Consider the following 11,693-nt stretch of genomic DNA (forward strand, 5'->3'; position numbering starts at 1 on the left):
TTATCCTTCTTCCACGTCGAGCGGGGCGTGCCCCATTTTGCGGATCGCGTCAACGATCAGGCCGAGTTTCATGCTCAGCGAGCCCTTGGCCAACACCACATCCCCGCTGTCGAGGCGGCGCTTGAGCATTGGCAGCACCTCTTCGGAGGTGGCAAACCAGTCGCCGCGTTGGGCCTCGGGCAGGATGTCGTAGAGCGACCGCATGAGCGGGCCTATGCAATGCACCACGTCAAGGCTTTGCAGGCTGGGCAGCTTGGCGAGATCGGCATGCAGGGCGTGCTCGTCGGGACCGAGTTCCTTCATGTCACCGAGAAATGCGATGCGGCGCCCGCGCGAGACGCGACCGATGTCATTCGTCACGGGCGCGGCGGCGAGCACGTCGAGGGCCGCGGCCATGGAGGTGGGGTTGGCGTTGTAGCTGTCGTCGATGAGGTCCAGCGTCATGCCGGGCTCGATCGCGTCGAGGTGAATGCGCTCGCGCTGGCCGCGGCCCTTGTAGGGCTGCCAGCGCCCAAGCGCGGTCACGGCGAGCGCGATGTCGGCCCCGAGCGCCGAAACCACAGCGAGCGCACCGAGCGCGTTCATCGCGAAATGCCGACCCGGCGAGGTGATCTTGTAGAGCAATGGTTCGGTGCCGATCTGCGCCTGCACGACCGTGGTGTCGCCTTGCAGATCGGCACGGATCATTTTGAAATCAGTGCCTTCCGCGCCGAAGTTGATGTCCTTCAGCTGACAGCTCTGCGCCTTGTCGGTGAGAATCTCGGCGGTGTCGATGTCGGCGTTGCGGATGGCGGTGCCGCCGGGCAAGACGCCCTCGTAGATCGAGGCTTTCTCGACGGCGATCCCGGTGATGTCGTCGAAGGCTTCGAGATGTGCTGCGGCGACGGTGGTCACCAGCGCCACATGCGGTTGGGCCATCTTCGCAAGCGGTGCGATCTCGCCCGGGTGGTTCATGCCGATCTCGATCACGGCGTAGTCTGTGCCCTTCGGCATCCGCGCGAGGGTCAGCGGCACGCCCCAGTGGTTGTTGTAGCTGGCGACGGAGGCATGGGTGCGGCCCTGCACGCGCAGCATCTCGAGCAGCATCTCCTTGGTGGAGGTCTTGCCGACAGAACCCGTGACGGCGGCCACCTTGCCCTGCATCCGGGCCCGAGCGGCGCGGCCCAGGGCTTCGAGCCCCGCGAGCACATCCTCGACAATCAGCAGCGGCGCGTCTTCGGCGACGCCCTTCGGGCGGTGGGTCACGAGCGCAGCAGCGGCGCCCTTCTCCAGCGCCTGGGCGACGAACTCATGGCCATCGCGCTGGTCTTTCAGAGCGACGAAGAGATCGCCGGGCTCCAGCGTGCGGGTGTCGATGGAAACGCCTGTGCAGGTCCACTCCGCCGTGGCCTCGCCGCCCGTCGCTGCGGCGACCTCGGAGGCGGTCCAGAGGGTCATGCCATGCGCCCATCGAGCGCGGCCACGGCGACGCTGGCCTGTTCGGCATCGTCAAAGGGCAGCACGTCGGTGCCGACAGTCTGGCCGGTCTCGTGCCCCTTGCCGGCGATCAGCAGCGCGTCGCCCGGGCCGAGGGCATCGACGCCACGCAAGATGGCCTCGGCGCGGTCGCCGACCTCCTGCGCCTCGGGTGCGCCCAAAAGCACGGAGGCGCGGATTTCGCTTGGGTCCTCGGTGCGCGGGTTGTCGTCGGTCACGATCACCAGATCGGCGTTTTCCGCCGCCGCCTGCCCCATCAGCGGGCGCTTGGTCGCGTCGCGGTCGCCCCCTGCCCCGACAATCGCGATGAGGCGGCCCACCACATGCGGGCGCAGGGCCTTCAGCGCGGTGGAGATCGCGTCGGGGGTGTGGGCGTAGTCGACAAAGACCGTGGCACCGTTGTCGCGTTTGGCCACAAGCTGCATACGGCCTCGTACGGTTTCGAGGTCTTCGAAGGTGTCAAAGACGACGTTCGGCTTCTCGCCACAGGCGATCACGAGACCGGCGGCCAGCAACACGTTTTCGGCCTGGAAATCGCCGATCAGATTCAGCCGCCGCACGTAGGATTTGCTGAGATGGAAGAACTGAACCGTCTGGCCCGTGGCGTCGACCTGAATGCGGCCGAGGTGAAAATCACCGATGTCGCGGCCCACCGAGACCACCGGGCAGCCGCGCGCATTGGCGATGGCGGCCATGTCCACGCCGCGATCGGCCTCGATGTTGATCACCGCCTTGGCGTCTTCGGGCAGAACGCGTGCGAAAAGCCCGGCCTTGGCATCGAAGTAATCCTCGAAACTCTTGTGATAATCGAGGTGGTCCTGAGTGAGATTGGTGAAGCCCGCCGCCTTAAGCGTGACCCCGTCGAGGCGGCGCTGGTCGAGCCCGTGGCTTGACGCCTCCATTGCGCAATGGGTCACCCCCGCCTCCGCCGCTTCGGCCAGAGCGCGGTGCAGGGTGATGGGCTCGGGCGTGGTGTGCGCGAGCGGCGCGGTCCAGGCGCCTTCGACGCCGGTGGTGCCGAGATTGATGGCGGCATGGCCGAGGCACTGCCAGATCTGGCGCACGAAGGTGCTGACCGAGGTTTTGCCGTTGGTACCGGTGACAGCGACCATGACCGGCGGCTGACGCTCGAAGAAGAGCGAGGCGGCGCGGGCCAGCGCTTCGCGCGGCGCGGTGGTGACGATCAGGGCGGCGTCGCTCTCGGCCAGCTCCTCGGCCGCGATCTCGGCGCCTTCGGCGTCGGTCAGGATGGCGGCGGCGCCCATGCGCAGGGCAAAGCGGATGAACTCGCCGCCGTGCATCTTGGCGCCGGGCATGGCGGCGAAGAGAAACCCCTCCTGGACTTCCCGGCTGTCGACCGCGAGGCCGGTGACCTGCGGGTTGCGCCCGGCTTGTGCGGTGAGGCCGAGGGAGGAGAGGGTTTTGGGGGCATCGCTCATGGGCGCGCCTTCGGGCGGGGTGACGACCCTTGCGAGAACGCCTCGGAAACCCGCAAATATGTCCCGCCCGGCGGGCACCGCCGGGCAGCGCCCGTCCGCATCCCGTCAAACCGAAGGTTTGCCTGCGGCAAAACCCGGGTGCTTTCAGCGCGACGCCCGCGGACGGACGCTGCCCTCACCGCGATGCACGCCCCTTGCGGGTTTTCGGGACACCGCGCTAGACGGCATCCCCCCACTCTCCCCGCGGGAAGGAGACACCGCCCCGCTGTACCCGCAGGGCAAACCAGATCAGCGGTTCGAGGCATATCGTCAGGCTCGTGTTCTAGTTGTTCGCCAGCTTTATATCGGTCAATTCCACAGGTTCAACGGTCGGGCGCAGGCCGAGCAGCGGGGCCACGCGCTTGATCATCTCGGCGGCCACGGGCACGGCTGTCCAACCGGCGGTGCGGCGCGGTTCCTTGCCGATGGTGTCGACCGGCTCATCGAGCGTGACGATCAGCACGTATTTCGGATCATGCGCGGGGAAGATCGAGGCGAAGGTGGCGATGACCTTGTCCTCGTAATACCCGCCGCCGCGCCGCCGGGGCTTGTCCGCCGTGCCGGTCTTGCCGCCCACCGCATAGCCTGCCACATCGCCGAAGCTGGCGGTGCCATCGGTCACGACCCGGCGCAGCATCTTGCGCGCCGCCCGCGAGGCCTGTTCGGAAAAGACCCGTGGGCCCAGTTGCGGGCCGTCCTGCTTCAGGATCGTGGGCTGGACCTTGTAGCCGCCGTTGGCAATCGCGGCGTAGCCGGCGGCGAGATGCATCGGCGAGGTCGAGAGCCCGTGGCCATAGGAGATGGTCATCGTACTGATTTCAGACCAGTTTTTCGGGGTCAGGGGCTTGCCTGTCGCCGCCTCGACAATCTCGAAGCCGGTGGTGTCGAGCATGCCCAGCTCCTTCAGGAAGGCACGCTGGCGCGCGGCGCCGATCTGCTGGGCGATGCGCGCGGTGCCGATGTTAGAGCTCTTCTCGATCACCTTGGAGACCGTCATCTCATTGCCGTAAAAGCGGAAATCGCGGATGCGGTGCTTGCCCCAGCGCAGCGGGCCCTTGGTGTCGATCACCGTACTGGGGTTCACGAGGCCGAGGTCCATCGCCTGGGCGACGGTGAAGATCTTGAAGGTGGAGCCGAGCTCATAGACCCCCTGCACCGAGCGGTTGAAGAGCGGGCTGTCGGACGGGTCGCCCTTGACCGCGGGGCGCGGGCGGTCGTTGGGGTCGAAGTTCGGCAGAGAGACGACGCTGACCACCTCGCCCGTCCGCACGTCCATGAGGATGGAAGTGGCACCTTTGGCGTTCATCAGCATCATGCCGCCCGCCAGCACGCGCTCGGCGGCGGCCTGCACGGTGAGGTCGAGCGAGAGCTCAAGCGGCTGGTTGCCGTTGGCCGGGTCGCGCAGACGCGCGTCGAAGTATTTCTCGATCCCGGCGACGCCGATCACCTCGGCGGCATGCACACCCTCGCGGCCATAGCTCGCCCCGCCCAGCACGTGGGAAGCGAGCCTGCCGTTGGGGTAGAGCCGCATGTCGCGGGAGCCGAAGAGCAGGCCGGGGTCGCCGATTTCATGCACGGCCTGCATCTGTTCTGGGCTGATCTTGCGCTTGATCCAGATGAATTTGCGGGTGCCGGTGAAGTCCTTGAGGAGGTCTTTTTCGTCGAGATCAGGGAAGATCTGCGCCAGCCCGCGGGCGGCGGCAGCCGGGTCGACCATCTGCGGCGGCTGGGCGTAGAGCGAATGGGTTTCGAAATTGGTGGCCAAGAGGCGCCCGTGCCGGTCGACGATATCGGCGCGGCTGGCGAGGATCACCGCACCGGGAGCCTCGGCGCGCGGCTCCATCGGCTCAGCCGTGGCGAGCAGCCCCATGCGCAGGCCGATCACGCTGAAAGCGACGACAAAGACGAGGCCCAGCACCAGCAGGCGCCCCTCGGCGCGCTGGCGGGCCTGATCGCGCATCTGCTCGTGGCGGATGCGGATGTTTTCGCGCTCGATCACATCGGGGTTTTCGCCCTTGGCGCGGGCCTCGAGGATGCGCGCCAGCGGGCGCAGGGGCGTGCGGATCATGGGCGGGTCTCGTCCTCGATGTTGGCCACGTCGATGGGGTTGGTGATCGGCAGGATCGGGTCGGGCGGATAGGCCACCTGGCGCACCAGGCCGAACTGTTCGGAGCGCATTTCCAAGAGCTCCAGCCGGTTGAAGTTGATCTCGGCCAGATCGCGCAGGCGGTCGGGGCGGTTGAGATAGGCCCATTCGGCGCGCAACACCGCCAGCCGCTCATGCGCTTCGCGAATCTCCTGGCGCAGATCGCGCGTCTCGGCGAGGGCTGCCTGGGTGGCGTAATTCTCGCGGTAGGCCCAGAAGGCCAGTCCGATCACGGCGAGGGTAGTGAGGATATAGAGAACGGTGCGCATGATCAGACCTCTTTTACAATCGGCATACCAAGGGTTTTCGCGTCCACGGCGGCGGCGGGCGCGTCCGTGCGGGTGGCCACGCGCAGCTTGGCGGAGCGCGCGCGGGGGTTTGCGGCCACCTCGGCGGCATCGGCGGCGATGGCTTTGCGGGATTCCAGTGTGAAGGCGGGTGGGGCGACCTCGGCCTGCGGCGCGTAGCGGTTGGCATTGCCGCCCCCGCCTGAGCGCGCGGTGAGGAAGCGCTTGACCATGCGGTCCTCGACCGAGTGGAAGGTCACCACGGCGAGTTGCCCCTCGGGGACCAGCGCGCGTTCGGCGGCCATAAGTCCTTGGAACAGCTCACCATATTCGTCATTCACCGCGATGCGGAGCGCCTGAAAACTGCGGGTCGCGGGATGCGACTGGCCGGGCTTGGCGCGGGGCAGGCAGCCTTCGATGATCTCGGCCAGGTGCAAGGTGGTGGTGATCGGGCGGGCGCGGATGATGGCGCGGGCGATGCGGCGGCTGGCGCGTTCTTCGCCGTATTGGAAGAGGATGTTGGCCAGCGTCTCCTCGGAAGCCTCGTTCACGATGTCCGCCGCGGAGGGCCCCTGCTGGCTCATGCGCATGTCGAGCGGGCCATCGCGCAGGAAGGAAAACCCGCGCTCGGGCTGATCAAGCTGCATCGAGGAGACGCCGAGGTCGAGCACGACACCATCGAGCGCGTCGGCATAGTCATCCATCTGCGAGAAGACGCCCTGTTGCTGCACGAGCCGGTCGCCGTAATCGCCCGCCCAGTCCGCGGCCATCTCGAAGGCGAGCGGATCCCGGTCAACCGCGATGACGGTGTCGGCGCCTGCGTCAAGCAGCCCGCGCGTGTAGCCGCCCGCGCCGAAGGTGCCATCGAGCCAGGTGCCGCGCACGGGTGCGACCGCCTTGAGGATGGCGGACAGCAGAACGGGGATATGGGGGGCTGAGGTGTCGGAGGGGGCGGCAGCGGCCATGGCTCACTCCCCTTTCTTGGAATCCAGGAATTCCAGCGGATCGAAGTCGTCGGGCAGATCGTCGAGCCAGGCCTCGGTCTTGGCGGCTTCCTCGGCCTCGTAGGTCTCGGGCTTCCAGATCTGGAAGGTGTCACCGGCAGCAATGAAAAACGCCTCGCCGTCGAGGCCGATCTTGCTGCGCAGCTTCGCGGGCAGGACCAGGCGACCGGTCTCGTCAATGGAGGTGGGGAAGGATTGGCCGTGGAAGAGACGCTGGAGCATCTTGCGCTCCATCGCGCCGCGCGGCAGCGCGTCGATCTTGGCGTCGACCTCGTCAATCGCCTCCATCGTGTAGCACTCGAGATAATTGCGGCGGTGATCGCCGTAGACGATGACCAGTTCGGGCGGGGTGCCCGAGGACCAGTTCGGATCGGCGGCCTCGATCACACGGCGAAACGAAGCCGGGATGGACACCCGCCCTTTCGTGTCGACCTTGTGCTGGCTCTCGCCTCTGAACCTGCGGCTCACTGCCTCATCCCAATCCCGTGCACCACTTTAAGATTGGCGCGTATCCCCCTGTCTTAAAATGGAAACGGCGGGTTGATCTGCTGCCACTGATCAACCCGCCGCCCTCGTCCCGCGCTTGCGGGTAAGTCCAGCTGCGCGCGCCACCTGGGGGGATGTCTGCTCGCTCGCGCGCCGGATCTCTTTGGTCGGATGAAAGCGAGGTGCCTGTATGAAACCTGCTAGAGTTTTGTTTGCGTGGGGTCGTTTGGTGCCCCTTGGCTCGTTCTCATCTGATGTAAAAAGGTATAGCGTGGGAATACGTGGTACGGCAAGATTTTTTTGGTTACCAAATCGCTAAATCTTGTTTTTCACGTTAACGAAAAACAAGATATTGATAACCTCAGGTCGAATTTTCCCCAGAAATAGTATGAAGCATGCCTATGGACGCTATATATGGGGCTCGCCAGATGGGCACATTTTTTCCCATCTATTCCCAGATACCGTACATTTACTGCCATGCACTTCAATATGTTTCTTTTTTGTTCTCACCAATTTGGCAGATTTCGTGAGATCGCTGTGATTCGACAGTCCGTATCGGGGGCGTTTCACCTCTGTTCGGGCAAATCGCAGGGCTGTCCCATAATCTCCCATGACACTTAACCCTTCTCGCCACAACGCCTTGTGGTTGGCCAGTCGCAGCCCTAGTGTCCGGTCGCAGTAACGTGAGTAAAGAGTGTGAAGACAGATATTGCGATCCTGCATCGATCCTTTGGATTGATTTTTGCCGACCCCCTGCAGACCCTGAAAGTGACAGCCCCCGGCGCGGCGCTGGTGGCGGCCTCGACTGTGGTCGGCGGTCCGGAAATGCTGGGCCTGCCAAGCTCGGACCCGGCGCAGACACCATTGTCGACGCTTCTGGTGGTCCTGATGCTCGGGCTGATGGGTATGCTGCTGATCGCGGTTTGCTGGCATAGATACGCGCTGCTGGAGGGCGCGGCGCGCGCGGCGGTCATGCGGCCCGGCACCGGCGTTCTGATTGCCTATTTCATTCGGCTGCTGGTCGTGGGGCTGGTCTTGTTCGCCGCCGCCCTGCCCGGCGGCATCGTGATCGGCCTTGTTTCCGCAGTTTTCAGCGCCGGATCTCTTTCTGCCAGCTTTGGCATAGGCGTGGTCCTGGGCCTTGCCGTGGGCGTGATCCTGTCCTGGATCGCCCTGCGGATCAGCCTCACCCTGCCCGCCGCCGCGCTCGGGCGCAGCCTGAAAACCTCGGAAAGCTGGCGGGCCACCGCGCCCCTCTCGGGCGGGATTTTCCGCGTCGCGGTGATCCTGGCGGTCATGCAGGCGGTGCTGGCCGGGATCGCGACCGGGCTCGTCGGCATATCTTTGGGGCTGGCGATCTTCGGTCAGATCCTCCTCACCTACTTTCAGATCCTCGTGTCAATCAGTGTGCTGAGCACACTCTACGGCCATCTGATCGAAGGGCGCGACCTGACCTAGGCCATGCCGCCCTTGATCAGCCCTTCGGCGATCCGGGCATAGGCGTCCGCCATGGCACCGCCTTGCGCAGCGATGGGCGTGCCGCCGTCGCCTGCGAGCCGGGTCTCAAGATCGATGGGCAGCGCACCGAGCAGCGGCACGCCGAGCTTTTGCGCCTCGGCCGCGACACCGCCCTGCCCGAAAATCTGATGCTCCGCGCCGCAATCGGGGCAGACGAACATCGACATATTCTCGATGAGCCCCAGCACGGGCGTTTTCAGCGTGTCGAACATATCGAGCGCCTTGCGCGCATCGATCAGGGCGACATCCTGCGGGGTTGAGACGACGATGGCGCCGGTGAGTTCGGATTTGGTGCAAAGCGTGAGCTGCACGTCGCCGGTGCCGGGCGGCAGATCGACGAGCAGCACGTCGAGCTCGCCCCACTCCACCTGCCCCAGCATCTGCTGCAGCGCACCCATGAGCATCGGGCCGCGCCAGACCACTGCCTTGCCCTCTTCCAGCATGAAGCCGATGGACATGAGCGTGACCCCATGGGCGTGTAGCGGGATGATCGTCTTGCCGTCGGGCGACGCGGGGCGCTTGTTGACCCCCATCATGCGCGGCTGAGAGGGACCGTATATATCTGCGTCAAGCAGGCCAACCTTGCGACCTGCCTTGGCCAGCGCCACGGCGAGGTTTGACGAGACGGTGGATTTGCCCACCCCACCCTTGCCGGAGCCGATGGCGAGGATGCGTTTGACACCCGTGGGCTTGGTCGGCCCCGCCTGCGGTTTGGGGTGGCCGCCGATCTTGAGGCTGGGCGGTTCGGGCTTCTTTTCGGCCGGGCCATGGGCGGTGAGCGCCACATGGGCGGCCTCCACCCCTGGCAGCTCCTTGACCACCTGTTCAGCGGCGTCGCGCAGCGGGCCCATCTGGCGCGCGACCTCGGGGCTGGGCGCTTCGATGACGAAGCGCACGGTGCCGCCGTCAATGGTGAGAGCTCGAATCAAGTCATGCGCAACCACGCTTTTCCCGTCCGGGAGGGCGACGCGGGCGAGCGCGGCCTCAACATCGGCTTTCGTCACAGACATGCTCAAATTCTCCTCAAATGCGCCGCTTTGGTAAGCGCCTGTTTCCGCTAACAGTATTTAGGGTCTCCAACTGCTTAACCCTATAGCAACACGCATAAATTTACGCTAGGGCGCCCATGCATTTGCTGCATGGCAGCATTGTAAAGGCCGCTATTGTGCAGTCGCAGCATTTGCCTACATAAAGGTCACAAGCAACAAGACGAAAGACGACGAGGCGCAGACAATGGCCTACTACACACAAACACATTCCGCACGCCACAGCCTGATTGAACGGGCCCTGGCTGCAACCGCACAGATGTTCGACGCAGCCGCGCAACGTTATGCCCAGCACCGCGTCTACCGCGAAACCTACAGCGAACTGGCCGCCCTTGGCGACCGCGAATTGAACGACCTTGGCCTGAGCCGGTCGATGATCCGCGGGCTGGCGCTGGAAGCAGCGGAGAAATTCGCAGGCAAGTAAACCTGCGTCCGGAACAGGCGCTCGCTCCTCCTCCCTAGAGCGTCTGTGACTTGTGCGGCGGCATTCATCCTCCTCCCGGATGCCGTCGCCACAACATTCAAGCGCAGCTTGCTGCGCACCTGGCCCGGGGCCCCAGTGCCTCCCGTCAGGGACACGAGATCAGGCGTGCCTTTCCTCCTCCCTAGGGCGTCTGTGACCAGGCAGCGGCATTCATCCTCCTCCCGGATGCCGCTGTCCCTAACATCAAGACCAGCCTGGCTGGTTGTGACACGTTGCTGCGGTCTTCCTCCTCCCTGACCAAGGCAACGGACTCAGAAGGCGGTACCCTCCTCCCGGGTACCGCCTTTTTCGTGGCGCTCCCCCCCAGCTTGACAGGACAGCCAACGGACACCACCATCGCGTGTGTTTCCTTGGGGGAGGTTACGGATGCAAAAGCTGCGACAGAAGGTGGCGCACGCCCCTGCTGCGGCGTCGACGGCCACAGCACCTTCGCGCGAGGGCGCGCCGGAGCTTGCGCGGCTCGCAGCCCTCGCCGAGCAGGCGCCCGCAACCCTGCAGCTGGCGCGGCTCAACCGGCTGGCCGCTGGCGGCGCCCCGATCCAGCGGGTCATTTCAGACGCGGAATGGGGCCAGTTGGAACGGGGCACTTCAAAAAAGGTTCAGGCCGAGATCACCCTCACCAACCCCGCAAACGCCAGCACCAGCACCAAGACGATCCGCTATATGCCCGCAAGCCCAACCGCCGTACCCCCCAAACCCGCGCGCATGCAGATCAAGACCGACAACGGCAAATGGGCCACCCTTCAGGATGGTCACATCGTCTCGATGAAGGCGAACGGCGTCTGGGACGGCAGCTTCACCAATGTAAAAGCAGGCGATGATACCCCCGAGGCCGAGATCATCAACAACGATCTGACCGCGCCCGCGACCAATATCACCGGGGCCGAGACCGGCACATTGGAGATGGACGTGCAATCAAACAAGGGCAATGACCGGCTGGCCATGGTGCACCGGTCGCTGTCGCTTTACAGGCGCGGAGGTCAGAACAAGCAGGGCCGCGAGCATCTGACGCTGGAGAACGAGCATATGCTCGCCATGCTGGCGCAGCAGCGCGACAAAACCTCGGTCTACCATGCGCAGGAGACGCAGTATGGTGCGCTGACAGCAACGCCGAAGGTCTATGACAAGGCGGATGTAAACACCCAGCTTGGCGGTCAGTTCGGTGTCCGCGAAATCGACAACCTGAACTTCTATCTCACGCAAGGACACGGCGGGGCCGAAGCGCCGATGCAAACGCCGAAACCCGTGAGCGCCTCCCTGCCCGACTATGACGCCGGCAAACACGACAGCCCGGCGCGCCCGCCCGACAATGAGCGGCTGAGCCTGCACGATTATCTCACTTTCCTCTCCCGGGCGCTGACGTCGACCACCGGCAAATCCGCTGATGAGACCACGCCGTCGGTCTATGGGGTGAAATACGAAAAGCTGCTGCAGAACATGCAGGCACAGATGGGGATCGACCCCCAGAAGGCCTTCCTCGACAGCTCGGATGTGGGCCACCGCAAGAAGTTCATCCAGGCGGTGATCGTGATGCGGGCCAAGGGCCTGGTCAAAGCGCTGGAGAACGAAGCGACCTGGAGCGAGCAGTACCAGAAGTATCACGAGCGCCCCCCGGTCCTGCGCAAGAAGAATGAGAGCGATGTCTGGGTCGAGATCCCCAGCGGCGGGATTGGCTACAATGAGCTGGACAGCGACTACGCCAACACGTTCTACGAACCAATCCGCAATGCGGTTCTGGCCTATACCGGCGCCTGACCTGCGGCGATGC

10 protein-coding genes are annotated in these 11,693 nt (G+C 64.8%); 3 read left to right on the forward strand and 7 right to left on the reverse strand.

All coding sequences use genetic code 11. The features are described from left to right. The 6 genes from ACVC7O_RS13855 to mraZ all read right to left on the reverse strand — a co-directional run bounded on the left by ACVC7O_RS13855 (position 1) and on the right by mraZ (position 6,859). On the reverse strand, positions 1-1,437 hold the full coding sequence (locus tag ACVC7O_RS13855; RefSeq protein WP_458322705.1) for a UDP-N-acetylmuramoyl-tripeptide--D-alanyl-D-alanine ligase: 1,437 nt from the start codon (positions 1,435-1,437) through the stop codon (positions 1-3). After that, positions 1,434-2,915, reverse strand: a complete 1,482-nt coding sequence (locus ACVC7O_RS13860) for a UDP-N-acetylmuramoyl-L-alanyl-D-glutamate--2,6-diaminopimelate ligase (protein WP_458322706.1) — start codon at positions 2,913-2,915, stop codon at positions 1,434-1,436. The genes ACVC7O_RS13855 and ACVC7O_RS13860 overlap by 4 nt, the downstream gene beginning before the upstream one ends. Before the next feature lie 322 nt (positions 2,916-3,237). Next, positions 3,238-5,022, reverse strand: a complete 1,785-nt coding sequence (locus tag ACVC7O_RS13865) for a peptidoglycan D,D-transpeptidase FtsI family protein (protein WP_458322707.1) — start codon at positions 5,020-5,022, stop codon at positions 3,238-3,240. Continuing rightward, the gene (gene ftsL, locus ACVC7O_RS13870) at positions 5,019-5,369 is read right to left on the reverse strand and encodes a cell division protein FtsL (RefSeq protein WP_458322708.1); all 351 of its coding nucleotides are present in this window, start codon (positions 5,367-5,369) and stop codon (positions 5,019-5,021) included. The genes ACVC7O_RS13865 and ftsL overlap by 4 nt, the downstream gene beginning before the upstream one ends. A gap of 2 nt (positions 5,370-5,371) precedes the next feature. Continuing rightward, positions 5,372-6,352 (reverse strand): 16S rRNA (cytosine(1402)-N(4))-methyltransferase RsmH, encoded by a 981-nt coding sequence (rsmH, locus tag ACVC7O_RS13875; RefSeq protein WP_458322709.1) that lies wholly within the window; start codon positions 6,350-6,352, stop codon positions 5,372-5,374. A 3-nt stretch (positions 6,353-6,355) separates the two neighbouring features. Then, on the reverse strand, positions 6,356-6,859 hold the full coding sequence (mraZ, locus tag ACVC7O_RS13880) for a division/cell wall cluster transcriptional repressor MraZ (protein ID WP_458322710.1): 504 nt from the start codon (positions 6,857-6,859) through the stop codon (positions 6,356-6,358). Between the two features lie 714 nt (positions 6,860-7,573). Between mraZ and ACVC7O_RS13885 the strand changes: the two genes are divergently transcribed. After that, entirely contained in the window at positions 7,574-8,335 is a 762-nt protein-coding gene (locus ACVC7O_RS13885) for a hypothetical protein (RefSeq protein WP_458322711.1), read from the forward strand. On the opposite strand, the gene ACVC7O_RS13890 is transcribed toward ACVC7O_RS13885, so the two are convergent. After that, positions 8,332-9,405, reverse strand: coding sequence for an Mrp/NBP35 family ATP-binding protein (locus tag ACVC7O_RS13890; protein ID WP_458322712.1), 1,074 nt, complete (start codon positions 9,403-9,405; stop codon positions 8,332-8,334). The two genes, ACVC7O_RS13885 and ACVC7O_RS13890, sit on opposite strands and share 4 nt — an antisense overlap. A 223-nt stretch (positions 9,406-9,628) precedes the next feature. Between ACVC7O_RS13890 and ACVC7O_RS13895 the strand changes: the two genes are divergently transcribed. Together ACVC7O_RS13895 and ACVC7O_RS13900 are read left to right on the forward strand one after the other, a co-directional pair. Continuing rightward, positions 9,629-9,865, forward strand: a complete 237-nt coding sequence (locus ACVC7O_RS13895) for a DUF1127 domain-containing protein (protein ID WP_458322713.1) — start codon at positions 9,629-9,631, stop codon at positions 9,863-9,865. Between the two features lie 426 nt (positions 9,866-10,291). Then, a complete protein-coding gene (locus ACVC7O_RS13900; RefSeq protein ID WP_458322714.1) occupies positions 10,292-11,680 on the forward strand; it encodes a hypothetical protein in 1,389 nt (462 codons plus the stop codon). Positions 11,681-11,693 lie beyond the last annotated feature (13 nt).

It is taken from the genome of Roseobacter cerffii (assembly GCF_054226325.1).